Source organism: Kitasatospora sp. NPDC015120 (assembly GCF_043080305.1).
Lineage (GTDB): Bacteria > Actinomycetota > Actinomycetes > Streptomycetales > Streptomycetaceae > Kitasatospora.
The window spans coordinates 80,409-104,551 of the sequence record NZ_JBIBVJ010000008.1 but is presented as its reverse complement, the minus strand read 5'-3'; the positions used below and the strand labels follow the sequence as shown (position 1 = coordinate 104,551).

Here is a 24,143-nt window from a genome sequence, read left to right as displayed (position 1 = left end):
GCCAGGAGCACCGCGGACAGGGCAACGCGCCGGTTCCCCCCGGGTCCGGAAGGCGCCGCTCCGCGCACGACGCCGTCGCCGGAGCCCGCTTCTGCGGGTGGGACGGGAGAAGGCCGAGTGGCGGCACGGCCCGGCGGATGACCGAAACCACCCGTCGCGGTCGGCCATCCGGCGCGCCGACGCGTTGACCCCCCGCACCCCGGCGCTCTTTGATGGTCGATGGGCCTCCGAACGGGGGACCGGACCGCGAACCGCGTGGGGGGAACATGCGAGGACGTACGAACCGGGCCGCCGCCCGAAGCGGGCGGGTCACCCGCAGCGCGGCGGCCGTGGCCGGGGTGATCACGATGGCCCTGCCCGCAGCGGCCTGGGCCGGGCCCGCCGGCGCCACAGGCGCCGCCGCCGTCCGCCCGGCCGGTATCGAGAGGGTCAGCGTCGCGGCCGACGGCACCCAGGCCGACGACGATTCCGCCAGGGCCTCGATCACCCCGGCCGGCGACCGCATCGTCTTCACCTCCTACGCGGCCAACCTCACCCCCGGCACCACGGGCCGCAACGACCGGGTGCTCGTCCGCGACCTGGCGACGGGACAGAACCGGCAGTTCGACGGATACGCCTCCGCGCCGCCCCTGCTCAGCAGCGACGGCCAGGTCCTCGCCTACCTGGCACCCAGGTTCGCCAACACCGCCCTCTACCAGGTGCACCTGACCCGGGGATGGACCACCGCCTACACCTGCTCGCTCTTCACCTGCGAGGCGGCCATGGGCGCCAACGAGCACCACCAGGCGTTCAGCGTCAGGTTCAGGCCGCCCGAGCCCAACCAGCGCGTCGAGGTCCGCAGCCCGGACACCGGCGCCCTGCAGACCGTCGACATCATCCACAACACCGCACCCACCCGCCCCTCCATCAGCGCCGACGGCACCCGCCTCGCCTACCAGGACGGCGGCGAACACGACGTCTACCTGTGGGACTGGGCCGACAACACCGCCGCCGGCCCGATCGAGGGCCCCGACCGGGAGGCCGAACTCGTCCAGCTCAGCGACGACGGCACCAAGGTCGTCTACCGCTCGGGCCCCGACACCTACGTCCACGACGTCGCCTCCGGCACCGCCCTGCCGGTACCCGGCGTGAAGGGCCTCGCCATCGACCCCACCGGCCGCTACCTCCTGCACACCCCGGCCGGGACCACCGGCCCCGCGCCGCTCACGCTGCGAGACCTCCAGACGGGCACCGACGAGAGCGTCACCGACCGCCCCGCCACCGCCGGCACCGACACGGTCAGCGCCGGCGGACGCCACGTGGTCTTCCAGTCCACCGCCGAGGACCTCGTCCCCGGCGACACCAACGGCAAGGCGGACATCTTCCTGCGCACCCTGCGCTGACCCCGCCACCGCGGCGACCACCGCACTGCGCCCCGCAGCGCCCCCAGCGCTCCGGGGCGCTCCGGGGCGCAACGCCGGAAACGTACCGATGGGTTCTCCCCGTGTCACCGGGAGGCACCCGGCCCCCTCACCGGCCACGCGGCTGCGATCCGGCGGCGAACCGCCCGCGAACGCCGCGTGGAGCCCCCGGCCGGACCGTCCGCGGACGCCACGCGTCCGCAGCCGCCCGGTCCGGGGCAGCCCCCCCGGGGTCAGCCGGCGTCGGCGCGGTGTTCGGCCAGCAGCGTGTTCAGCCGTTCCACTTCGCGGTCCACCAGGACGTGCTTGTCGTCGACGTAGGGCAGGTGGACCCTGCGGCCGTCGGAGCGCACCGCGTAGGCGAGGAACGCCGGTGCGCCGCGGCCGGTGTGCGCGTTCGGGTTGGGCGCCTTGGTGAAGCGCGTGATCTCGGCCCAGGGCAGCCGGCGCCGGCGCACCATGCCGCGCACGGTGATCCCCTCGGCGGTGACCAGGGTGCCGGCCCGGGCGGCGCCGGCGATCACCAGCAGGCAGAAGCCGATCACCAGCAGCGAGCCGATCACCTTGCTGGACGGCGCGAACTCCTTGTCCCTCCAGATCGGCAGCAGGGCGCCGAAGGACAGCAGCAGGACGGTGAGGGCAAGGCCCCCGACCCGTGTCGTCGCCACCCGGTACTCGTGCGCAACCCCCAGCCGATCGCCCCTCATGCCGCCCGCCCCCCGACCGTCGTCACTGCTCCGTCGTCACCGCTCCGTCGTCACCGCCGGCGGGCGGCCGGATTCGCATTGTAGGGAAGGGAGTTGCTCACCGACAGGCCATCGCCGGCTGCGGGGCGAAGGCCCCCCGGCCGCCGGGCCTTCGCCCCGCCGCCGGAGCCCCGCCGGCGCCCGGGCGTCACAGGCCGCCCAGGCCCGGCGGGCCCTCGAAGGGCGGCGGCGCCGACGGGGGCGGCGGGCTGATCGCCTTGCTCAACGTGACGAGCCTGCCGTGGAATTCGCCCCGGGTGGTCCTGCCGGGGAAGCCGGCGTCCTCGTCGCCGAGCGGGTCGTGGAGGCGCGCCCGCCAGGGCCGGTGGCGTTCCTGGTGGGCGGTGCCGGGCCGCGCGGCCGGCCTGCGTCGCCGCGCCGGAGCGCAGGTGCGGGTCCGCGGCCGCCCGCCGGCCCGCCACGACGCGCAGGAGGGTGGCGGCCCCCGGGAGCAGGGGATGGGGAAAGCCCCGCGCCGCGGCCCTCCACACGGCCGCGGCGCCGAGGGCGAAGGAGACCGGCCGGATCACGGCCAGCTGGCCGGCGGCCCGTTCGGCCGCCCGCAGGCGGCCCGGATGGCCGACCAGCCCCTGGTCGCCTCACCGCCGGCCGACGGCGGTGACGCCCGGGGCCCGCTGCAGCCGTTCCATCCGCCGCCAGGCCCGCCGGCGCGGCACCCGCCCGAACACCCGCACGACCTCCGCCTCGACCGCGTCCCGCGCGCGGGGGTCCACCACGGTCAGGACCCCGTCCGCCACCGACACCCGCCCGCCGAGCACCATCGAGGCCGGCACCGTGCGCGCCGGCGCCCGGGCTCCGCCGTGGAGGTGGGCGACCTCGTACACCGTCAGTTCCTCCTCCTGCGCCCGCGGGACCACCGGCGCGTCCAGGAACGCGCGGCGCGCCCGCCGCAACCGCAGGCCGCCGATCACCGTCAGCGCGGCGGCCACGCCCGGCATGACGACCCACCACCCCACGACATGCCCCCCTCCCCGCGCCCGCCGGCGCACCCCGGGTACCTGCCCGGGCCGGCCACCCGTCAAGCAGCGCCCGCCCCGCCCCGCCCCGGACGGGGGCGGGGCCCGGTCCGGCCCCCCGGGGGGCGGGGCCGGGAGGGGTCAGCGCGCGCGGTGTCGTTCGTCGGTGGCGCAGAACCGCAGGCGGGCGGCGGCCGCGGCGCCGAGGGCCGCCGGCCCGGCGGAGATCCCCGGGCCGGCCAGGTGGTTGCCGGTGCGCTCCTCGGCCCGGCCCATGACGCCGGGGCCGGCGAAGCCGCCGATGAGGCCGGCGGTGTTGGGCGGCGGTGTTGGGCGGCGCGAGGCCGCCGGCGAGGGTGCGGCCCTCCGGGGCGGGGGCCGGGGAAGTCGGACAGGAGCGGCGGGACGGCGAAGAACGCCAGGGCGGTGGAGCGGAAGCCGCGCAGGGCGGTCACGGCCCCGGCCCCGGCCTGCTCCGCTCCCGCCGGGGCGCTACGCGTCGTCCAGCGGACGGCTGGGCAGTTCGCGGCGGAGCACCGGCGCGATCTCGGCGAAGAACAGCTCCAGCGTGCCGAGGTAGTCGGCGCGGTCCAGGACCTCGCCGTCCACGTGCAGATGGAGCAGCTCGTGGCCGAAGTGCGCGTGCTGGCCCAGCACCTTCTCGATGATCTGCTGCGGGCTGCCGACCAGCACCGAGCCGTGCTCGATCCAGTCCTCGACGGTGTCGAAGCGGATCGAGGCGCCGTCGAAGGCCCGGTTGACCTTCAGCCGCGCCTCGAAGACCGGGCGGTAGCGCGCCACCGCCTCCTGCGAGGTGCGGGCGCCGAAGTAGCCCGCCGTACCCGCGCCGACCAGGGCGCGGGCCGGGTCGTGGCCGTACGCCGCCCAGCGTTCCCGGTAGTGGCGCACGATCGCGGCGTACGGGCCGATGGCGCCCGCGCCGTTGGGGGTGAACAGCGGGTCCCCGTGCCGGGCGGCGAAGTCGGCGGAGTCCGGGTTGCTCCCCGCGCCGTGCCAGATCCGGATCCCGGGCCGCAACGGGCGCGGCAGCGCTTCGGCGTCCTCCAGCGAGCGGCCGAGCCGGCCCCGCCAGGTGACCCGATCCTGACGCCACAGCCGGCGGAACAGCAGGTAGTTCTCCTGCAAGAGCTCCCACTGGTTCTCCCGGGTGACGCCGAACAGGCGCGAGGACCGCGGGTAGGCGCCCTTGGCGACGATCAGGTCCAGCCGGCCCCCGGCGAGGTGGTCCACGGTGGCGTAGTCCTCGTAGGCGCGCAGCGGGTCGAGCATGCCGAGGGTGGTGACGGCGGTGAACAGCCGTATCCGCGAGGTGAGGGCGGCGATGTGGGCGAGCAGGACGGGCGGGGAGCTGGAGACGGCGGGGCGGTCGTGCCGCTCGCCGATGCCGTAGGCGTCGAAGCCCAGCTCCTCGGCGAACACGGCGTAGTCGACGAGTTCGCGCAGCTGGTCGTGGTCCGGCTTGGAGCGGTCGGGCAGATGGGGCAGGAGCAGGAAACGCACGGCGGTCCCCCCGGAACGGCATCGAGTTGACGTGTCAACCCCAGCATGGGCGCGCCGGGTTGACACGTCAACCTGCTTCGGGGGGTCCAGGGAGCGGGCGGGTCCAGGGAGCGGGCGGGTTCAGGGGGCGGCGGGTTCAGGCGGGCGGGTCGTCCTTCAGCCGCTGCGTCAGGGCGGCGCAGATGCCCACGAGCTCGCGCCGCTGATCCTGCGTCAGCGGCCCGGTCAACCAGCGGCGGATGTGCGCCGCACGCCGGGGCAGCGCGGCGGCGACGGCGGCCCGGCCCTCCTGCGTGAGGGCCACCACCGCGCCGCGCCCGGCACCCGGGCAGGGCTCGCGGGTGACCAGGCCGCGCCCGGCCATTCGGGTCAGGTGGTGGTGCAGCCGGCTCTTCTCGAACTGGGTGACCCCGCTCAGCCGGTAGGGCCGCAGCTTCCCGCCGGGAGCGGCCGACAGGGCCTGGAGGATGGCGAGGTCCGGCTCGGACAGGCCGGTCTCCTGCTGCAACTGCTGGGCAAGGCGGCGCCAGAACAGCACCTGGGTCTCGAAGAAGCCGCTCCAGACCTCGTCCTCGTGCTCCTCCAGCCACCCCGCCCGCTCGGCCCGCCCCGCCTGCTCCACCCGCTCCACCCGCTCCGCCCGCTCCGCCATGCGGCCGATGCTACCGAGCGCACGGCACCGCCCGCCGACGACGCCGGACACCGCCCCGCAACGGCCCGCCCCGCACCCCCGGCCCTCGCCCACCGCCCCGCACCCCCGGCCGGCGCCCGCCCGCGCCTCACCGCACAGGCAGGCCCGGAACGCTCCGCACCCCGGCGTTTCGCCGGCCCGTGGCGAGGCCCTCCGGGGAGGATCGGACCCACCACCACCCGCCGCCCCGGCCGGAGTCCCGGATGCGCCTGCTGATCACCTCGGACACCCACGTCCCCACGCGGGCACGCCACCTGCCCGCGCCGCTGCTCGCGGCCGTGGACGAGGCCGACGTGGTGTTCCACGCCGGCGACTGGGTCGACACCGCCACCCTCGACCTGCTGCTGGCACGGTCCGCGCGGCTGGTCGCCGTCCACGGCAACAACGACGGGCCCGCCCTGCGCGAGCGCCTGCCCGAGACCGCCCACGTCGAACTGCGGGGCCTGCGCTTCGCCGTGGTCCACGAGACCGGCCCGGCCCACAGGCGCGAACAGCGCTGCGAGGCGCGGTTCCCCGGCACCGACGTCCTGGTCTTCGGCCACAGCCACATCCCCTGGGACAGCACCGCCCCCGGCGGCCTGCGCCTGCTCAACCCCGGCTCGCCCACGGACCGCCGCCGCCAGCCCTTCGCGACCTTCCTCACCGCCCGCGCCGACGACGGCCGGCTCACCGACGTCCGCCTCCACCGCCTGCCGCCCCGCCCCTGACCCGGGCCCGCGGACACACCGTCCGACGGGACCCGCCGCTGCGCCCACCGCCCCGCCCGGCCCCGCGCGCAGAACCGGCGGAACCTCACCCCGCTGCGCACCCTCGCCGCCCCCCCCGGGACCACCCCGCGCGGCGCTGCGGCCCGGCCTCCCGCCCCGGCGCAACCGCGACCCGGGCCACCGCGCGGACCGCCTCCCGCCCCACGGCGCACGAGCACCCACGTGTGGTCGCCGCGCAGGCGGGCACACGGGCCGCCGGGCGCGGCACGCGCTCCCCACCGAGGAGGAGTCATGGTGTCCACCGCACAGCACGCCCGGCGCCGGCCCACGGCGTGGAGCGGGCGCCTTCCGCGCTCCGCGGGCCGGGCCGGTTTCACCGCCCGCGGCGTCGTCTACGTCCTGGTCGGCTACCTCGCCCTGCGGATCGCCCTGGGCCGGGGCGGCTCCGACGAGGCGGACCGCCAGGGCGCGCTCCAGCGGATCGCGGACCAGCCCTTCGGGCGGGCGCTGCTGTGGCTGCTCGCCGCAGGCTTCGCCTGCATGGCGCTGTGGCGCGCCGTGACCGCCGCGGCCGGCGACCAGGGACAGGGGCAGGGACAGGGGCAGGGGCAGGGGCACCCGAAGCCGGGCAGCAGGCTCCTCAACGCCGGGCGCGCGGTGTTCTACGCCTCGGTCTGCTGGGGCACCGCGGCCTTCGCGGCGGGAGCCGGCACCGGCTCCGACAGCGACCGCACGTCCAAGGACTGGACGGCCACCGCACTCGGCCTGCCGGGCGGGCGCGCGCTGGTCGTCGCGGCCGGCGCGGTCCTGATCGGGATCGGGACCGGGATCGCCGTGCGCGCGTTCCTGCGCACGTTCCTGCGCAAGCTGGACACCGGCGCGATGGGCCCGCGCACCCGAGCCGCCGTCACCGCCGGCGGGATCGCCGGCAACGCGGCGCGCGGCGCGGTCTTCGCCGGGGTGGGGGTCTTCCTCATCACCGCGGCCGTGCGTTTCGACCCGGACCGCGCCAAGGGCATCGACGACACCCTCCGCTCCTTCGCCGCCACGCCCGCCGGCCCCGGACTGCTCACGGCCACGGCGGTGGGCCTGCTGCTGTTCGGCGCGTTCTCGTTCGCCTCCGCCCGCTGGCGGCGCTTCTGACCCGTGGCGCCGGGCCCTGCCACCGGGCCCGGCGCCACGACCACCGGGCCAGGGCACCGCCCCCCGACGGCAGGGACCTCGGCCCGCTCGCCCCCCGGCCCCCGTCCGGTTCGGCTTCGCCCCCGCCCCGCACTCCGAGCGCCGAGCGCCCCACGACGGCGGGGGAACTCCCGCGACCGGCGCGCCGCCACCGCCGTCCGCGCCGCCCGCCCGGCGCCGACATGACACCGCTCCTCATGGGCAACCCCCGCCGGCCCTGCGTGCCGTCCCCGGCAAACCCGCCGACGCCGCCCCCCCGCCCCGGGAGCCGCACCCCTCGACCACGGCCCCACCCGCACCGGGGGTGCCGCCCGGCGACGGGTCGCGTTCTCCGCGGCCGCCCCCGCAGGCCCGCAGGCGGACCAGGGCACCCGGGTGTACGTACGGGACCTGCTGGACGGCACGACACAGCAGGTCAGCGCGCCCAGCACCGGGACCGAACTCCACGACGCGGCCGGACCCGTCGTCAGCGACGACGGACAGCGCATCGCCTGCACCCACCTCAGGCGCGCCACCCCCTCCACCGGCCACGTCCACCTCCTCGACCGCAGCACCGGCGGGCGCCGGATCGCGGACGCCGCGTACGACGGGTCCACCCCCGAGCGGACCCTGACCGGCCGGCTGTCCCTGAGCACGGACGGCACCCTGCTCCTCTTCAACCGCACCGGCAGCAGCCCGGTCACGGCGAACGACCAGAAATCGACCACGTTCATCCGCGAGACGGCGACCGGCACCACCCACCCGACCCCGTTCACCCACACCACCAGCTACGCCTCGCTCAGCGCCGACGGCCGGAGCGTGCTCCTCATGCCGGACAGCCCCGAGGGGCGGCCGCCGCACCTGGTGCCCCCGGTCTTCCTGTGGAAGCGGGAGACCGGCCGGGTGCAGATCGTGAGCGTCTGGCCGGACGGCGGCCCGGTCGGCGCGATTCCCGGGCCGGTCGCGATGACCGGCGACGGCGGCACGTTCGCCTTCGAATCGGGGATGCCCATCGCCCCCGGCAAGAACTACGGCGTACCGGACGTCTTCGTGAGGACCCTTCCGGCCGGAACCTGAGACACCCGCGGCACGCAGGCCGCCGGTGCGGCCCCGCCCCGCCCCGGGCGCGGGGCCGCACCCGCCCCGGGGCGCCTCCTCTGCGCCCCCGGTCACCCGATCGGGCGTCACCGCCACCACCGCCGGCCGTCCGCGGCGCCCCGGTGACAGCATGGCGCCCCATGGACTACCAGCGGTGCACCGACCACCTCGCCCGGCTGTTTCGGATCCCGGCGGCGCAGCGCGAGGCCAGACGCGAGCACCTGCCCGCGCTGCTGGCGGCGCTCGGGCGCCCGCAGGACGGGCTGCGCGGCGCGATGGTGGTCGGGACCAACGGCAAGGGCTCCACCGCGGCGTTCGCCGTCGCGGCGCTGTCCGCGGCCGGCCGGCGGGTGGGCAGCATGCCGAGCCCGCACCTTCAGGAGGCACGGGAGCGGGTGCGGGTCGACGGCCGGCCGGTCAGCCGAGCCGAGTACGCGGCGGCCTACACCGAGGTGGTGACGGCGACCGAGGAACACGGCCTGCCGCTGTCCGCGGCCAGCATGTGCGCCGCCGTCGCGGCCGTGCACTTCCGCCGCGCCGGCGTCACCCGGGTGGTGGCCGAGGCGGCCCTCGGCGGACGCCGGGCGGCCGTGCGGGAGCTGGGCCTGGACGTCAAGGTGGTCACCGGCGTCGGCCTGGACCACACCGACGCACTCGGCGGCACCCTGGCCCGGATCGCCGCGGCCAAGGCCGGCGCGGTGTGCGACGGCGACCACGTCGTCCTCGCACGCCTGCACCCCCAGGCACAGGCCGCCGTCGAGGAAGAACTCGCGCAGCGCACCGGCCTGACCATCTGGCAGCTCGGCCGGCAGATCCACTGCACCGCCCGCCCCGACGCCACGGGCGGCCCCGTCCTGCTCGACGTCACCACCCCGCGCGGCGAGCACCGCGCCCTGCCCTGCCCCCTGCCCGGCACCCACCAGCACCACAACCTCGCCCTCGGCCTCGCCACCGCGGCCGCACTCGCCGAACGCGGCCACGCCGCCACCCCGGCGGACGACCTCCTGCGCCCGGCACTGGCCGCCACCCGCTGGCCCGGCCGGCTCGAACTGATCACCGACGCCCGCCTGGACGGCTGGCACGGCCGGGTCCTGCTCGACGGGGCCCACAACCCGCAGGCCCTGGCCACCGTGACACCCGAGATCGAACGCATCGCCCACGCGGCCCGGGGCCCCCGCGCCCCGCGGACCGCCGTCGTCTTCGCCGCGATGCACAGCAAGGACGCGGCCGCGATGCTCGCCCGGCTGCCCGGAGCGTGGCCGCTGGTCCTCACCCGCACCGACGCACCCGACGCCGCCGACCCCACCGCCCTGCTCGCCCGGCTGCCCCCCGGCCGGCGCGCGGGCGCCGTCACCGCCCCCGACACCACCACCGCCCTGCACCGGGCCGCCGCCCTGGCCGGCCACGGCGGACTCCTCGTGGCCCTGGGATCGCTGCGGCTGGTGGGCGAGGCCCGCACCGCACTCGGCCTGCCCCCGGCCTGACAGCCCGCCCCCGCCCGCCCCGGCCCCGCCCCGCCGCCCGCCGGGGCGGGCGGCGGTGTGACGGTTCCCGGCCGCACGGGACCGGTGACCGCGGTGTGGGAGGCCGGAATGCCTCGGGTCCTCGCGGGAAGGTGGGGGTCCTGGACTTGCGGAGGAGGCTGGTGTGACGCGGGAGCGGATGGTGCTGGGAGAGGTGCTGGCGGCGGCCGAGGCCGCGGCGCCGGTGGACTCGCTGGACGTGGTGGCGGCCAACCTGCGCGCGCGGTTCGGCGCGCGGTACGTCTCCTTCCTGTTCCTCGACCTGATCGGCCAGAGCGTGGTGCGGGTGGCGGAGGACGCCACCACCCTGCACGGGCGCGCCTCCGAACGGATCCGGCTCGCCGGCAGCCTCTACGAGCAGGTCCTGCGCACCCAGAAACTGGTCCGCGCCCCCGACAGCGCCGGCCGTCACGGGCAGCGCGTGATCGCCCCCGTCACCAACCGCGGCGACGCCATCGGCTTCCTCGAACTCTCCCTGCCCGCAACCGCCGCCGTCAGCGCCGACACCCTGGAACAGGTGGAGCAGGCGGCCCACACCCTCGCCTACATCGTGGTCACCGACCGCCGCTTCACCGACCTCTACCACTGGGCCCAGCGCACCGCCCCCGTCAGTCTGGCCGCCGAGATCCAGCGCCAGCTCCTGCCCACCGCCCCCTGCTGCGAAGCCGCCCAGTTCACCCTGGCCTGCGCCCTGGTGCCCGCCGAGAGCGTCGCCGGCGACACCTACGACTACGCCCTGGACCGCGAGACCCTGCACCTGTCCCTGACCGACGCCATGGGCCACGACCTCAACGCCGCCCTCATCGCCACCCTCCTCGTCAACGCCTCCCGCGGCGCCCGCCGCGCCGCGGCCCGCCTGGCCGAGCAGGCCGACCTCGCCCACCACTCCCTCCTCGCCCACAAACCCGGGGTCCTGGCCACCGGCCAGCTCCTGCGCATCGCCCTGGACGGAAGCGGGGCACAGCTCGTCAACGCCGGCCACCCGCGCCCCCTGAGACTGCGCGAAGGCACCGTCGCACCGCTGCCCCTGCACGCCGACCTGCCCTTCGGCGTCGAGGAGCAGCGCCGGTACCGGGTGCAGGACATCGACCTGCGCCCCGGCGACCGGCTGCTGCTCCACACCGACGGCATGCAGGACCGCCGCGCGCAATCCGTCGACCTGCCCGCCCTCCTGGCCGCCACCGCCACCGAGCATCCCCGCGAGGTGGTGCGCGCCCTGGTCGCCGCCGTCATCGAGGCCTGCGACGGCAGGCTCCAGGACGACGCCACCGTGATGTGCCTGGACTGGCACGGCCCCACCACGGGGGAACGCCGGGCCCACGCCGGGGCCAACATCTAGCAGCACCCCGCACCCCGCACCCCGCAGACCGCCCGCCCCGCCCCGGTCCGGCCCGGTCCGCCCCGGTCCGGCCCGGTCCGCCCCGGTCCGGCCCGGCTGCGTTCGGCGCCCGGCCCCCGCCGCCGTCCTCCTGGCCCGGCCGCGGGGGATTGCCTGTCGCCGCGAACCCGCAAAATCTGTTCCCGCCGGAGTAGACATTCCTCGCGGGCGGGGTTAATGTCGTGCACGTAGACAGCGGTCAGCGATACCGGACAGACACGAACTGGCCGGGGTTGTTGGACAGAAGTTCGCAGGACGGTCCGGCAGCGGAGTGCCGGAGCCAGGCAGTCGCAGGACGGCGACGGGACTGGCTGCCGGACCGGGCGGCCCGCAGGCATCAGGGGCCGCCGACCAGCGGTAGCCATGCAGTTCGGCAGGAAGCAGTACCAGCAGCCGTGCACCAGGCAGGAGCCCGGCAAAGGCGCCCAGGCTGCGGGCGCGCGTGCCGGGAGGGCCGCTCGCCGGTCCCCGCCGTCGCCGGTACGGGGCGGACGACGGGACTCGGCCACCGGCCCCGGTGGGCCCCGACGGACACCGGCAGAGCAGGAACCGCGGGCGACCGCGGCACGCAGGAGAAGACCAGTACAGAGGATGAATGGAGGGCGCAAGCGCCATCAGGATCGCCCGGCCCGTGACGCACTCACCCGGGCGGACACCGCAGACCCCAAGGCAAGGACGGTGGTTTCCGGTCACGCATACGCGATCCCCGCATCCCCCCGCGCATGGGGCGGAGCGGAAGCAGAAGACCGGCTCCGGCCGGTAGATGGTGTTATATCCCTTCGGGGCCCCGGCAGCCGATTCGGTGCCGGGGCCCCTCGACGCGTTCTCCCCAGAACCAGAGAGGTGCAGTGACTACGACGGCCGGCCCCGACACTCCCGACAAGCTCGACGACGACGACTACCCCGCCTACACCATGGGCCGTGCCGCCGAGATGACCGGCACCACCCCCGCCTTCCTGCGAGCCCTGGGCGACCACCGCCTGATCACCCCGCTGCGCTCCGAAGGCGGCCACCGCCGCTACTCGCGCTACCAACTGCGCATCGCCATGCGCGCCCGCGACCTCGTCGGCCAGGGCACCCCCATCGAGGCCGCCTGCCGCATCATCATCCTGGAAGACCAGCTCGAAGAAGCGCTGCGTCTGAACGAGGAACTCCGCCGGACCGGGCACAGCCCGAAGCCGGCCGCGGACACCTGACCGCCACCGGCCGCGGCGTGTCCCGTCCGCCGTCGCCCTGCGGGCCGCTGACCCCCTCCACGCCGCCGCTCCCGGCGGCGGCGCCCCCGCGCCCGGGACGGGGCGTGCCCGGGGGAGCGGCCGGCGGGCGGCGGACACGGGGGCACCGGCGGCGGCGATCTCGTCGGGGGTGACGCCCTTGTGCGGGTCCTTGCCGGCGGGCTTCTTCACCAGCTCGGTGACGGCCGGCAGCGTGGCTCGCCGGGCCGGGCGGCGGCCTCCCGCCTTCCGGGGGCGTGCCGCCGCCCCGCCACGGCGGCGGCACGCGGAGGCGGTCAGGGCCGGTGGCCATGGCGGGGGCGGCCGAACAGCAGGTCGTAGCCGGGCGGCAGCTGGAACAGGACGCCCTCCATGAGGTCGTCGCCGGCGGCCTCGGCCACCGTGGACAGGACGGCACCGATGTCCCACAGGGCGGTCTTCTCGGTGGCGCCCTCGATCCAGGCGGCGGTGGCGCGCACGAACCGTTCGGGACTGAGCGGTTCGGCCGCCTGCAGGGGGTTGAGCAGGACCAGGGCGAAGGTCTCGGGCAGCCGGGCCGCGAGCTTCGCGCGCACCTCGCCGACCAGGTGGGCGCCGAGCAGGGCCAGCACGACGCGGGCCGCGCGGTCCGCGTCCTGGGGCGTGTCGTACTCGCCGCGTTCCCGGACCCGGTCCAAGAACGCCTCACATCGAAGAGTCACCGCGTATTCCTCCCTTCGCCCCGGCGCACCGGCGCCTGCGGCCGTGCCGGGGCCGGTCAGGGGCCGGTCAGGGGCCGGCGGCCAGGCGGCGGCCGAGGCCGGTGAGCCGGAGCAGCCGGGCCACGGGCCCGCGGGCCCCGCGCAGGACGAGCCGCCCGCCGTACCGGTCGGCCCGATTGCGGGCCTGGACGAGGACGCGCAGGCCCGAGCAGTCCATGAACGTCACCTCCGACAGGTCGAGCACCACCTCCCGGTGCGCCCCGAGCGCGGCGGCCAGCCGGCGGCCGAGGCGCGGGGCGGTGGCGATGTCGATCTCACCGAAGGCCCTCACCACGAACGGCGCCGCCCGCCCCGCGCGCCCGGCGCCGCCCGGCGCGAGGGGGCGTACCGCGGCGGCGAGTGCGGGAACGGATCCGGGGGCGTCCCGCGCCGTCCCCCCGGGGGACGGGGACGGCACGGAACGGCACAGGGACGCGGTCAGGCCTTGATCTCCTTGCGGTCGCCACGGTGGCTGATCGCGACCTTGCGGGGCTTGGCCCGCTCCGCCACCGGGATCTTCAGGGTCAGCACGCCGGCGTCGTAGTCGGCGCTGATCCCCTCGGGGTCGAGCGTGTCGGACAGCACGACCTGCCGGGAGAACACGCCGAGCGGACGCTCCGACAGCTCCCACTTCACGCCCTCGCCCTCATGGCGGGGCCGCCGCTCGGCCTTGACGGTCAGCATGTTCCGCTCGACGTCGATGTCGATCGCCTCCGGGTCCACCCCCGGCAGGTCGAAGCAGATCACGTACTCGTCGCCGGTCCGGTAGGCGTCCAGCGGCATCGGCGCCGGACGCGACCAGGTCCCCGTGCCGCCGAAGAACTGCTGGGTCAGCCGGTCCAGCTCACGGAACGGATCGGTGCGCATCAGCATCGCGAAACACCTCCACTGTCGATGGGTGCCAGTGCGCTTCACCTGATTCCGTTCTAGCATGTCATCCATCCGATGACAAACACTGAAGTCACCGAAGGAGTGACGCCCATGGGGGAGCGGCCCGACCCCGCGGCCGGCTGCGCCATGACCGCGACCGCCGGCGACGAGCCCGGCCCGGCGGCCGGCGCCGAGGCACGCTGGCAGCGGATCGAGGACCGGCTCGCGGCCGTCGGGCACCGGATGCGCACCGGGAGCGACGCCGCCATCGCTTCGATCGACGGCTGCCTCGCACGCCTGGACGCCCTGTGCGACGCCCTGCGGGCGCACGCGGGCCAGGAGACTCCCGGGGGAGTCCACCCGCCAGACCAAATGCCTACATTCCGGGCATCTTGACACGTGCTGGGGAAGGCTCTATCCACGTCAATGAGAGGTTGCCGCCGGTCGCCCGGGAGGTGAGCCGCCATGACGGGATCGCGACACCGAAACGATCACTACGCGGTGCTCGGCGTGGAGCCCACTGCGTCCGCGCGCCAGATCACCGCGGCCTACCGCGCCCTGGTCCGGCTGCTGCACCCCGACACCCGCCCCGCCGGACCCGGATCGGCGGAGCGACTGGCCGCGGTCGTCGCCGCCTACGAGATCCTGCACGACCCCCACCTGCGCGCCGCCTACGACACCGCACGCGAGAGCACCCGGCCCCGCCCGGCAGCCGGCCGCGCTTCGGCCCCCTCCCCGGCCACGGGCCGCCGGGTGCCCGTGCGCGTCACGCCGCCACCCCCCGGTGCGGCACCCGGGACCGAACCGCTCGTCCGGGTGGGCCCGGTACGGGTCGCACCCCCGGACGGCGCCCCCGGCGGCCCGTGGCAGTGGACGGTGCCCCGGCCGTGGGAGGCGGAGCCATGGCCGTGAACGGCAACGACTTCCGCACCGCCGTCTCCCGGTGGGACGGCCGGGTCACCGTCGCGGTCACGGGCGAGATCGACCTCGCCACCGCGGCGCAGCTCGAAAGCCGCGTCCAGGAGTGCCTGGCACGCCGGCCCCGCCGCGTCGACCTCGACTTCGCGCAGGTGAGGTTCTGCGACTGCTCGGGCGCGAACGCCCTGGAACGGCTCCACCACCGGGCACAGGAGGAAGGCATCGACCTGAAGGTCACGGACGTGCGGGCCCCGATCGTCGCCCGGCTGCTCGACATTCTCGGCCTCGCCGACCTGGTCCAACCCCACCCGCCCGGCTGACCCCGGGACCAGGCGCATGCCGCACAGCTGCCCGCGCCCGCACCGCACCGCCGTGTTCGGCGAGGCCTGCCCCGCCCGCCCCCACCCGCCCGCCCCCTGACCCACCACCACGGCACGCTCCCCGGCCCCGCCACCGGGACCACCCACGCCGCCGCGCCCGCCTTCCCGTCAGGCGGTGGTCAGGTGAAGAGGTCGGGGAGGGGACAGGCTTCGAGGGGGTGCCGGGGCCGGTCGGCCCATTGCCACCAGACATGGCCCCGAGAACAGCCCCAGACGGCGCGGCACGTGCGCCTGCCATCCTCCTCCCGCCTGAAGAGGGCCATCGCCAACCCGGCCAGGGGCTGACCGCACGCCGGACACGCCTGCACGTTCTGCTCGAAGGACACGACAGCCACGCTACCCACCGGCCCCGCCCGCCCCACCCCCACCGCTGCGCCCGCCCGCCCGTCACACGGGTTTGCGGGACGGGTCGCCTGCATCGGAGGAGGACGTCGAGGGTGCTGAGGTGCCTGTCCTCCGCGCCTCGGCCCGTCGCCGGGGCGGCGGGAGGGGTCAGCGAGCGAAGCTCCAGAATCCGATGAGCGGGGCGGTTGCGGCGAGGAGGCAGACGAGGATGGCGGCCGCCCATGTGCCCGGGCCTGCCGGCGGGGTCGTGTGCTCGTCGTCCGCCGTGTGAGTGCGGTGTGGCAGCGGAGCCGTGCGAGGGGTCGCGTGTGCTTCCACGTCTGGTCCTTCCGGTCGTTGTTGCTGTGCTGACCGAGTGTCCGGTGTGGCTGTGCCGCCGGTGCCGGATCCGGCACCGGGGCCGGGGCCGACAGGAGACCGGATCGGCGGGTGGGCCGTGGCCCACCCGCCGATGGCCGGTGTGCTGGTCAGCCGGCGAGGGTCTTGTTCAGGGCTTCGAGGCCGTCGGCGTAGATGCCGTGGAAGAGGTCGACGACCTCCTGCTCGGTGGCGCCCTTGGGGTTGAAGCGGCCGGACCACTGGACCTCGGCGACGTCGTCGCGGCCGGGGACGGTGTGGACGCGCAGGGTGGAGACGTAGCCGTCGACCGGGAACGGGGCCTGGAGGATGGCGTAGCTGTACTGGCGCTCGGTCTCGTTGAAGTCGACGAGGCGCTCGATGATGACCTCGCCCTCGGGGTTCTTCAGCTGCCGGACCCGGCCGCCCTCGACGGCGGTGCTCTCGGGGATGTAGGGCAGCCAGTCGGGCAGGGCGTCGAAGCCGCCGATGAGGGCCCAGACCTGCTCGGGGGTGCCGGGGACGATGCGGCTGACGGACGTGGAGGCCATGATCATTTCTCCTGTGTACTGCAAGCGGGGGGTGCGGTGGTGCGGGGGCGTGGGGGTGGTCAGGCGCCGTGGGGGAGCGGGGCGGCGGGGCTGACGAGGCCGGAGGCCCGCAGGTCGGTCCAGAACGCGGTGGGCACGTCCTCGTTGAGGGCGGCGATGTCCTCGGCGATGCGGCTGGGCTTGGTGGCGCCGGGGATGACGGCGGCCGAGACCGGGTGGGCGAGGGAGAACTGGAGGGCGGCGGCCTTGATGGACACGCCGTGGCGGGCGGTGAGGTCCTTCAGGCGGGCGACCTTGTCGAGGATCGCCTGCGGGGCGGGCTGGTACTCGAAGTGGGTGCCGCCGGCGAGGACGCCGGAGCTGTAGGGGCCGCCGACGACCATGTCGACGTTCTGCTCCTGGGCGAGGGGCAGCAGGCGCTGGAGGGCGTGGCCGTGGTCGAGGAGGGTGTAGCGGCCGGCGAGGAGGAAGCCGTCGGGCTGGGGCTCGTCGAGGGCGAGGGTCAGCTCGATCGGTTCGGTCTTGTTGACGCCCAGGCCCCAGGCCTTGATGACGCCCTCGTCGCGCAGCCGGGACAGGACGCGGAAGGCGCCGGTGCGGGCTTCCTCGAACTTCTGCAGCCACTGGTCGCCGTGGAAGTCCTGGGCGATGTCGTGGACCCAGACGATGTCCAGGCGGTCGGTGCGCAGGCGCTTGAGGCTGTCCTCGATGGAGCGTTCGGTGGCCTCGGCGGTCCAGACGTGGAGCATCTTGTTGGGGTTGCCGTGCTCGAACAGGCCGCCCTTCTCGCCGAGGTCGCGGCTGCCCTGCTCCAGTTCGTCGAGGATGACGCGGCCGACCTTGGTGGACAGCACGTACTCGTCGCGGGGCTTGGCGGACAGGACCTCGCCGAGGCGCTCCTCCGACAGGCCGGCGCCGTAGAAGGGGGCGGTGTCGTAGTAGCGCACGCCCTGGTCCCAGGCGGCCTCGACGGTGGCGGCGGCCTCGGCGTCGGGGATCGCGCGGAACATGTTGCCGAGCGGGGCGGTGCCGAAGCCGATCTGGCCGGGAAGGATGTTCTTGAGGGACATGTCGGTGCCTTTTCGATCAGCGATGCCGGGACGTGACGGCGTCCGCGGCACAGGGCGAGGCATCAACGGCGGATGCCTCTGGCGGATGACGGCGCTGTGGGCGCAGCCGCGGCAGGGGTTGCGCGGCGGCACCCGGCAGGGCCGGAGGGTGGGACGCTCCAGATGGATGCAGAAGCGCCTTACATGTGAAGACAATAGTTGCACGCGCTTGGTAATGCAAGGGGCCGCCCCTCGTCCCGGTCGTCCGGGCCCGGACGGCCTCTTGCCCTGTCCATCGCACTGCGATCCGGTGCGACTCGCATGCCGGGGCGGTGGGCTCGCGTAGGCACCCCGCCCCACCCCACCCCGCCCCACCCCACCCCGCCCCACCCGGCCCGGCGGCCGCGTCGCCCCGGCGGCGGTTTCGGCGGTTCGGTGAGTCGGCGGTTCGGCGGGGCCGCCGGGCGGACCACTCGAATGCCCCGCCCGGGAAGCGGTCCGCGGGCGGCTGCGGACACTCGGTGTGTGGCGGCCGAACGGCAGACGGACCCAGAGGGTCGCCGGCCGCCGACTCCCCTCGTACCGGTAGGAGGTACGCGCATGTCCATCAGGAATCTCGGCGGCGCCCTGATGCTGGTCGCCGGCGCACTCGTGGTGCAGGCGGCACCGGCTCAGGCGCTCGCCGCACGGATCCCGGCGAACTCCTGCCCCCTCGACGACCCCGCGAGAATCGTCTCGACGATCTACGGCGCCCTTCCCCCGGGTGACGGCGCCGCCCGCCGGGTGTACCTGCGGTGCGGTGTGCACACGGGCCCGAACGCCGGCTACGGGCTGCGGCACATCGACGCCGGGCACGGTCCCGGCCCCGGCGTCGACATCAACGCGGGGCAGGTCACCCGCTGCATCAGGGCGATCGCCGAGCACTACCGGCCCCAGAACGATGCCGGGCAGTGGGTGTACAGAACCGACCCGGACAACGCGACGCAGTGGCGGCTGGTCGTCGATCCCGTGCACAACGAGCGCGGCGTCGTGACCCTGTTCGCCGAGAACAATACCCAGAACGGGTACCGGAACTTCGCCCTCTGCCCCGCCGACGTGCGCTAGCCGCCGGCCGCCCGCGGGCCGTCACCGGGAAGCCGGTGACGGCCCGCTCCGCTCGGATTGCCCTCCGGCCTCCCGGGTAGCCGCTCACCCAGGGGACTCGATCGGACGCAAAGAGTCACCACGGCGAGCGGGCAGGCCGCCCGCGGCGAAGGGAGTGTTGCCCCATGGTCGATCCCATCGGGCCCACCATGGCCGGCGGAACCCAGAAGGTGGATGACGAATCGGGCTGGACCGTCACGTTCTATCCCGACGCCAACAACTACGCGCTGATGTCGGAGGGCAAGCCGCCGAGCTTCTACTGGCTGCCGACCCGCCTGTCCCTGGCGCGCGACGAGAACGACGACTACAAGTTCAACCTCACACGCTTCATCGGGAAGGCGCAGACCCCGCAGGACAAGGACACCGTGGGCGGAGTCCTGGGCCTCACGGTCACCGGCGCGATCCCGTCCGACGTGTGGAACAGGCTCACGAAGAAGGTCATCGAACAGACGGACAAGAACACCAACGGACTGTGGTGGAAGGAAGGCAGGCTCGACCCCCTGTTCCAGCCCGTCGTCGTGTCCTCCAACACGGTCAGCCTCTCCAACCTGGCACTCGGCGGGAAGCGCGAACCGGCGGACGCCTCCCGGCCGGGGGGCGAGCCCCAGCCGGGGGACGAGCCCCTCAAGAACTGGCACTGGGTCCTGCAGGGCGGCGGCAAGGCGTCCCTCGACCCCACCGGCGAGACCGCGTTCGTCGCCCTGGTCGGCAACTATCCCGCGCAGCTCCTCTACAAGAGCTTCAAGGGAACGAGCACCGGCATCGTCTTCGCGAGCTCCGCGATGCAGCTCCACATGTGGACGCCCCGGGTCAAGCTCACCATCGAGTGCAACTGGAACAAGATCTACGAACACTTCAAGAGCAAGCTCAACGTGCGCACCCTGTGGGCCAAGGCCGACATCGACGCGGAGCTCAAGAGCCTGCAGATCGACGGCGCCATCAAGGTGGAGTTCGTGCTCGACGAGACCGTCCCCATCCCCGGCATGGAGAAGATCTCGGAAACGCTCCAGAAGCACTCCGACGTGGTCGTCGAGAAGTTCCTCGAATACGTCGGCGGCGTCATCTTCGGACCGGCGCCGGAGAAGGACGGCACCTCCGGCGAGGCGTCGTCCAAGGAAAGCCCCTGGGGCGCCGAACTCAAACTGAAGGCCAGCTGGGACTTCACCAAGCTCAGGCTGAAGTACGAGGAGACGGACCGCATGGCCTATCTCCAGACCAGCGTGACCTCCAGCTCGCTGACCTCGGTCCTGAAGGAGGACGCCGGAAACAACCCGCAGAAGGAGAAGAAGTACTTCCCCGTCGTCTACCTGGACGACTGGCCGGCGCAGCTGGTCCGGATCTGCAAGCCCGTGGCGGCCTGGGCGACCGACGTCTACGACAGCCTGTCGGTGCAGGTCGGCTACCCCGACCAGGACGGAACGGTCGTCTACGAGCCGCACACCTTCTACCGCCCCGGCGACCAGCTCACCACCAAGGAGTGGACGTACCGGACCTTCCAGAAGGAGAAGTCGGACGTCAAGAACCCGCCGCCGAACTGGGAACCCGACAGGACGTTCGTCAAACGCTGGATCCACTTCAAGGAACCCGACCCGCAGAACTACCTCGTCGTCTTCCACTCCACGTGCGCGAAGATCGCCATCGACCCGGAGCCGTACGGCACCGCGCTCAACGACCAGATCATCGAGGTCCGCGCCGACTCCAACCAGGTCATGACGGTGCAGGTCCGGTTCCTGGCGTCCAAGGCGAAGCTGAAGGACCGGGTGCTGACGGTCGACCTCCAACCGGTGGACGAGCACGGCACACCGATCGAGGGCGCCCGGACCGCGACGTTCGACGCGCTAGAGGACGACTACAAGCCCACGCGGACGTGGAGAGTGTGCCCCGTCCCCCACGAGAAGAGGAACTACCGCTACAAGGTCACCGTCATCGACTACGCGTTCGGCGCCCGCTGGGGCGACGACGACTGGACCGTCACCGACACGTCGTCACTGAAGGTCAGGATTCCGAAGCCCACGGACCAGGGCGTGCACTTCGAACTCCTGGAGGAGGACGCCCGGCCCCCGCGCCGCCCGCCCCGTTCCTGACGAGGTTCCCGGCGGTCAGCCGGCGCTGCCCCCGCCCCCTGGGCGGGGGCAGCGGAAGAAGAGTTCGGGGTCTCCCTCGTCCAGACCGTCGACCAGCCCGACCGGACGCCAGCCCGCCTGGTGCAGGAGGCGCTGCACGGGCTGGTTCGACACGTTCGTCGAGGTGAACAGCTTCGGGGTGGTGCAGGCTGCCTCGACCGCACCGAGCAGCCGGGCCCCGACACCCCGCCGACGGGCCCCGGACGCGACCATCAGCATGGTGACGAAGCCCTGTTCGAAGAAGGTGTACTCCAGTACGCCGTACCCCAGGAGCCCGGACGGGTCCTCGGCCACGAGGACCACGGCCTCCTCGCACCACCGCCGGATGCTCGCCCGCCGCGCGGAGTCGCCCGCGGCTGCGACCGAGTCGATCGCGGCGAGCGCGCCCCGGTCCGAAGGATCCGCGGGCCGCACCAGGAACCCGCCGGCGTTCTGAACACCCATGCCGGGCATCATCGCAGCTCTCAACAGCGGCACCCGCCCGGCCTCCCCTCCGTGCGCCCCGCCCCGCCGCCGGCGCCGGGGCTGTAGCTGCGGCGGCCGAGAAGAAGCGCCGCGGCGCCCTGGTGGATCGTTGGGTCTCGGGAGTGCCGGGTGGGTGCGAGGCAGCGCGGTCGTAATATCTGAGTATCTGTACGGATGCGGAGCGCACACTGTCTGCCTAGCGTTCTGCAGCAGGCGGGGGTTGGGCGTTCATCGGGGAGGGGAGCCCACGTGGCTGACAACGTCACTGGCACGGTTGCGGTCAAGGCGGCGGATCTGCGGGCGTCCGCAGATATCGCGAACGGGCTGGGGGAGGAGTTGGACGCACCGGTCCGGAGCGCGGTGACGACCAGTGAGAGCGTGGCGGGGCAGCTCACCGGTTGGTCGATCGCCGGCGGGCTGGGCCAGTTGGGGAGGGGTTGGTCCAAGCCGCTCGCCGGCATGCGTCAGCGTTTCGCGGACACGGCGGCCAATCTGAACGCCAACGCCGCCGCTCACGAGCAAACCGAGCGCGCGGTCGCCGGCGGGTTGGCTGCCGTACCGCAGGGGGCCAAGTGAGCCTCTACCAGCTCCTGGTGAAGTTCGACCCCCACGGGCTGCAGGACGCGGCGAAGGCCTGGACGGCGCTGGGCCACGCGGTGGAGAGCGCCGGCCGGCGCCACCGCAGCCAGGTCAACGGGCCGCTGGCCGGCCACTGGGAAGGCGACGATGCCAAGGCCGCGGTCGCATACATGGGCAAGACAGAACAGCAGCTGAACATCGCCAAGGTGGAAGTGGGCGCCGCCGCTCTGGTGCTCAACACCGTCGCCGACCGGATGTACCAGGCGCGGACCAACCTCATCAACGCCGTGAACCGTGCCGTGGACGCCGGCCTGAACGTGTCCGCCGACGGGGTCGTCGCCCTCCCGCCCGAGGGAGAGGGCGAGCACAACGATCCGGACGCGCAGAAGGCGCGTCAGCAGCTCGGCTGGGACATGAAGGCCTTCCAGGGCCGGATCGACGCGGCGCTGAAGGACGCCCAGACGGCCAGTGATCAAGGAAACACGGCCCTGGGGCGGCTCAGCTCGGGGGCCCTGGACCCGGCCAAGGTGAACGGCGCGCTCGCCGGTGCCAAGACCGCGGCTGCCACCGCGATGCAGGACCTCGGGCTGGTCGATCCCTACGTTCCGGACGGTAAGGACCCGGAGCAGTCCGCGGCGTGGTGGAAGGGGCTCACCCCCGAGCAGCAGGACGCCTACCTGGCCCTGCGCCCCGACCGGATCGGGAAGCTGGACGGGCTGCCCGCGACCGTCCGGGACGAGGCGAACCGTCTGGTCCTCGACGAGAAGCTGGACGCCTACCGCTCCGGCAAGCCCGGCGACTTCGGTGTCGACGAGGAGGAGTACAACGCGCGGATCAGGGCCATGGAGGAGATCAGGAGGAAGCTGATCGCGTCCGACGGGAACCCCGAGAAGCACCAGATGTTCCTCCTGGGCATTGATCCCGACGCGCACAACGGCCGGGCCATCGTATCGACGGGAAACCCCGACAAAGCGCAGCACACGGCGATATTCGTGCCGGGTACCGGGACCGTTCTCACCGGAGTGCCGGGGCAGATGGACCACATCCGGCGTCTGCAGAAGGCCGCCGAGCTCGGAGCCGACGGGGACGTGGCCGTTGTCTCGTGGCTGGGCTACGAGACGCCGAACTGGCTGAACGGCACCGTGGCACAGACCGACCGGGGGGATGCCGGGGCGCCGCTCCTGCGGAACTTCACCAAGGGCCTGCGGGTGGCCGAGGGTGACAACGGCGTCTGTTCGCACCTGACCCTGATGGGGCACAGCTACGGGACCTATGTCGTGGGTGCGGCCGCGCGGGACGGCGGGGCCAACGTCGACGACATCATCGCGGTGGGCAGCCCGGGCATGGGGGTGGATCGGGCGTCGGAGCTCAACGTCGACCCGAAGCACGTCTGGGTCGGTACGGCCAAGGACGACTTCATCCAGACGTTCACCGGCACCGTGTTCGGGGAGGGCCCCCAGTACGGGATCTTCGGGGCCCAGCACATCAAGGTCGACACCAGCGGGCACGGCGGCTACTGGGACATGGGCCCCGGTGGTGCAAGCGAGACCCTCCTCAACCAGGGACGGATCATCGCGGGCCGCCCGCCGACGCTCGCCCCCACCGTCCCGCACTGATCCCACAGCCAGTCCCGTCGACCGCCGACTCAGGAGCACCATGACTGCCAGCGCATCCCGCACTTACGCGCGGATTACCGCCACTGCGCTCCTGCTGGCGGTGCTCGGCGGATGCTCGTCCGCCCATCCCGACAGGAGTGACCCACCACCCGTGAAGTCCAAGGCCGACGCCCAGACCTGGGCCCAGCAGATCACCGAGCACATGGCCCGGACCGCCGGGATCGAGCCCGACCCGGCGACCATCGACGCGCTGTTCACTCCGTGCACCGGGAAGAACGGTGAGACCGCCGACGACGACCGGTACATCCTGATGTACAGCGTGAAGAGTCACGTACCGCGCGCCCGGCACCCGGAAGCGGTCCGGAAGATCCGCGACATGCTGACCGGCGAGGGCCTGACGGAGGAGGGCTATCGTGAAACCGTGGACGGCAAGCCGGACGCCCTCGTCGACGCCTTCCACCCCAGCAGCCGGTACACCGCGACCGCCTCCACCGCGGGCACCGGGGACCTCATGTACCTGAGCGTCATCACGCCGTGCCTGCTCCCTCCCTCCGACGGCCCCACCCCCTCCAAGCCCTAGAAGCTCAAGCCGGTGGACCCGGGGCGGGACTG

At 74.2% G+C, this 24,143-nt stretch carries 26 protein-coding genes; 15 read left to right on the top strand and 11 right to left on the bottom strand.

Annotated features, from left to right (window positions below; genetic code table 11):
- Nucleotides 1-266: 266 nt before the first annotated feature.
- Nucleotides 267-1,382, top strand: coding sequence for a hypothetical protein (locus ACF1AK_RS20435; protein WP_391500211.1), 1,116 nt, complete (start codon nucleotides 267-269; stop codon nucleotides 1,380-1,382).
- Between the two features lie 251 nt (nucleotides 1,383-1,633).
- Here the strand turns inward: ACF1AK_RS20435 and ACF1AK_RS20430 are convergent, their stop codons facing one another.
- From ACF1AK_RS20430 to ACF1AK_RS20410, 5 genes are all read right to left on the bottom strand, one after another.
- On the bottom strand, nucleotides 1,634-2,068 hold the full coding sequence (locus ACF1AK_RS20430) for a PH domain-containing protein (protein ID WP_391500210.1): 435 nt from the start codon (nucleotides 2,066-2,068) through the stop codon (nucleotides 1,634-1,636).
- 677 nt (nucleotides 2,069-2,745) lie between these two features.
- The gene (locus ACF1AK_RS20425; protein ID WP_391500209.1) at nucleotides 2,746-3,105 is read right to left on the bottom strand and encodes a hypothetical protein; all 360 of its coding nucleotides are present in this window, start codon (nucleotides 3,103-3,105) and stop codon (nucleotides 2,746-2,748) included.
- A gap of 159 nt (nucleotides 3,106-3,264) precedes the next feature.
- Nucleotides 3,265-3,399 (bottom strand): hypothetical protein, encoded by a 135-nt coding sequence (locus ACF1AK_RS20420; protein ID WP_391500208.1) that lies wholly within the window; start codon nucleotides 3,397-3,399, stop codon nucleotides 3,265-3,267.
- Nucleotides 3,400-3,615: 216 nt separating this feature from the next.
- Nucleotides 3,616-4,644, bottom strand: a complete 1,029-nt coding sequence (locus ACF1AK_RS20415) for an LLM class flavin-dependent oxidoreductase (RefSeq protein ID WP_391500207.1) — start codon at nucleotides 4,642-4,644, stop codon at nucleotides 3,616-3,618.
- A 136-nt stretch (nucleotides 4,645-4,780) separates the two neighbouring features.
- Entirely contained in the window at nucleotides 4,781-5,296 is a 516-nt protein-coding gene (locus ACF1AK_RS20410; protein WP_391500206.1) for a MarR family winged helix-turn-helix transcriptional regulator, read from the bottom strand.
- Nucleotides 5,297-5,538: 242 nt separating this feature from the next.
- Here ACF1AK_RS20410 and ACF1AK_RS20405 point away from each other — a divergent pair, with 242 nt between their 5' ends.
- From ACF1AK_RS20405 to ACF1AK_RS20380, 6 genes are all read left to right on the top strand, one after another.
- Complete coding sequence (locus tag ACF1AK_RS20405) at nucleotides 5,539-6,042, top strand: metallophosphoesterase family protein (RefSeq protein WP_391500205.1); 504 nt, start codon at nucleotides 5,539-5,541, stop codon at nucleotides 6,040-6,042.
- Between the two features lie 291 nt (nucleotides 6,043-6,333).
- On the top strand, nucleotides 6,334-7,185 hold the full coding sequence (locus ACF1AK_RS20400) for a DUF1206 domain-containing protein (RefSeq protein ID WP_391500204.1): 852 nt from the start codon (nucleotides 6,334-6,336) through the stop codon (nucleotides 7,183-7,185).
- Between the two features lie 414 nt (nucleotides 7,186-7,599).
- Complete coding sequence (locus ACF1AK_RS20395; RefSeq protein WP_391500203.1) at nucleotides 7,600-8,280, top strand: hypothetical protein; 681 nt, start codon at nucleotides 7,600-7,602, stop codon at nucleotides 8,278-8,280.
- Nucleotides 8,281-8,441: 161 nt separating this feature from the next.
- Complete coding sequence (locus tag ACF1AK_RS20390) at nucleotides 8,442-9,785, top strand: glutamate ligase domain-containing protein (RefSeq protein WP_391500202.1); 1,344 nt, start codon at nucleotides 8,442-8,444, stop codon at nucleotides 9,783-9,785.
- Nucleotides 9,786-9,948: 163 nt separating this feature from the next.
- Nucleotides 9,949-11,163, top strand: coding sequence for a PP2C family protein-serine/threonine phosphatase (locus ACF1AK_RS20385; RefSeq protein WP_391500201.1), 1,215 nt, complete (start codon nucleotides 9,949-9,951; stop codon nucleotides 11,161-11,163).
- A 953-nt stretch (nucleotides 11,164-12,116) separates the two neighbouring features.
- The gene (locus ACF1AK_RS20380) at nucleotides 12,117-12,398 is read left to right on the top strand and encodes a MerR family transcriptional regulator (RefSeq protein ID WP_391500382.1); all 282 of its coding nucleotides are present in this window, start codon (nucleotides 12,117-12,119) and stop codon (nucleotides 12,396-12,398) included.
- A gap of 314 nt (nucleotides 12,399-12,712) precedes the next feature.
- On the opposite strand, the gene ACF1AK_RS20375 is transcribed toward ACF1AK_RS20380, so the two are convergent.
- From ACF1AK_RS20375 to ACF1AK_RS20365, 3 genes are all read right to left on the bottom strand, one after another.
- Nucleotides 12,713-13,117, bottom strand: coding sequence for a DUF2267 domain-containing protein (locus tag ACF1AK_RS20375; protein ID WP_391500200.1), 405 nt, complete (start codon nucleotides 13,115-13,117; stop codon nucleotides 12,713-12,715).
- Between the two features lie 67 nt (nucleotides 13,118-13,184).
- Nucleotides 13,185-13,451 carry an STAS domain-containing protein gene (locus ACF1AK_RS20370; RefSeq protein ID WP_391500199.1) on the bottom strand — a complete coding sequence of 89 codons (267 nt, stop codon included), beginning with the start codon at nucleotides 13,449-13,451 and terminating at the stop codon, nucleotides 13,185-13,187.
- Between the two features lie 143 nt (nucleotides 13,452-13,594).
- Nucleotides 13,595-14,029, bottom strand: a complete 435-nt coding sequence (locus tag ACF1AK_RS20365; RefSeq protein WP_391500198.1) for an Hsp20/alpha crystallin family protein — start codon at nucleotides 14,027-14,029, stop codon at nucleotides 13,595-13,597.
- Between the two features lie 72 nt (nucleotides 14,030-14,101).
- On the opposite strand from ACF1AK_RS20365, the gene ACF1AK_RS20360 reads away from it, so the two are divergent.
- From ACF1AK_RS20360 to ACF1AK_RS20350, 3 genes are all read left to right on the top strand, one after another.
- Entirely contained in the window at nucleotides 14,102-14,422 is a 321-nt protein-coding gene (locus ACF1AK_RS20360; RefSeq protein ID WP_391500197.1) for a hypothetical protein, read from the top strand.
- A 69-nt stretch (nucleotides 14,423-14,491) separates the two neighbouring features.
- A complete protein-coding gene (locus ACF1AK_RS20355) occupies nucleotides 14,492-14,938 on the top strand; it encodes a J domain-containing protein (protein WP_391500196.1) in 447 nt (148 codons plus the stop codon).
- Nucleotides 14,929-15,264: an STAS domain-containing protein gene (locus tag ACF1AK_RS20350; RefSeq protein ID WP_391500195.1), complete on the top strand. Its 336-nt coding sequence runs from the start codon at nucleotides 14,929-14,931 to the stop codon at nucleotides 15,262-15,264. Before ACF1AK_RS20355 ends, ACF1AK_RS20350 begins: the two co-directional genes overlap by 10 nt.
- An 872-nt stretch (nucleotides 15,265-16,136) precedes the next feature.
- Here ACF1AK_RS20350 and ACF1AK_RS20345 read toward each other — a convergent pair.
- Both ACF1AK_RS20345 and ACF1AK_RS20340 read right to left on the bottom strand, forming a co-directional pair.
- Nucleotides 16,137-16,556: an SRPBCC family protein gene (locus ACF1AK_RS20345; protein WP_391500194.1), complete on the bottom strand. Its 420-nt coding sequence runs from the start codon at nucleotides 16,554-16,556 to the stop codon at nucleotides 16,137-16,139.
- Between the two features lie 59 nt (nucleotides 16,557-16,615).
- On the bottom strand, nucleotides 16,616-17,626 hold the full coding sequence (locus ACF1AK_RS20340) for an aldo/keto reductase (protein WP_391500193.1): 1,011 nt from the start codon (nucleotides 17,624-17,626) through the stop codon (nucleotides 16,616-16,618).
- A gap of 579 nt (nucleotides 17,627-18,205) precedes the next feature.
- Here ACF1AK_RS20340 and ACF1AK_RS20335 point away from each other — a divergent pair.
- Nucleotides 18,206-18,709, top strand: a complete 504-nt coding sequence (locus ACF1AK_RS20335; RefSeq protein WP_391500192.1) for a hypothetical protein — start codon at nucleotides 18,206-18,208, stop codon at nucleotides 18,707-18,709.
- A gap of 164 nt (nucleotides 18,710-18,873) precedes the next feature.
- Nucleotides 18,874-20,832, top strand: a complete 1,959-nt coding sequence (locus tag ACF1AK_RS20330) for a hypothetical protein (protein ID WP_391500191.1) — start codon at nucleotides 18,874-18,876, stop codon at nucleotides 20,830-20,832.
- A 15-nt stretch (nucleotides 20,833-20,847) separates the two neighbouring features.
- Here the strand turns inward: ACF1AK_RS20330 and ACF1AK_RS20325 are convergent, their stop codons facing one another.
- Nucleotides 20,848-21,315: a GNAT family N-acetyltransferase gene (locus tag ACF1AK_RS20325; RefSeq protein WP_391500190.1), complete on the bottom strand. Its 468-nt coding sequence runs from the start codon at nucleotides 21,313-21,315 to the stop codon at nucleotides 20,848-20,850.
- Nucleotides 21,316-21,585: 270 nt separating this feature from the next.
- On the opposite strand from ACF1AK_RS20325, the gene ACF1AK_RS20320 reads away from it, so the two are divergent.
- The 3 genes from ACF1AK_RS20320 (at nucleotide 21,586) to ACF1AK_RS20310 (ending at nucleotide 24,111) form a co-directional block, all read left to right on the top strand.
- Nucleotides 21,586-21,912: a hypothetical protein gene (locus ACF1AK_RS20320; RefSeq protein ID WP_391500189.1), complete on the top strand. Its 327-nt coding sequence runs from the start codon at nucleotides 21,586-21,588 to the stop codon at nucleotides 21,910-21,912.
- Nucleotides 21,909-23,531, top strand: coding sequence for an alpha/beta hydrolase (locus ACF1AK_RS20315; protein WP_391500188.1), 1,623 nt, complete (start codon nucleotides 21,909-21,911; stop codon nucleotides 23,529-23,531). Before ACF1AK_RS20320 ends, ACF1AK_RS20315 begins: the two co-directional genes overlap by 4 nt.
- Before the next feature lie 151 nt (nucleotides 23,532-23,682).
- Nucleotides 23,683-24,111: a hypothetical protein gene (locus tag ACF1AK_RS20310; RefSeq protein ID WP_391500187.1), complete on the top strand. Its 429-nt coding sequence runs from the start codon at nucleotides 23,683-23,685 to the stop codon at nucleotides 24,109-24,111.
- Nucleotides 24,112-24,143: the final 32 nt, after the last annotated feature.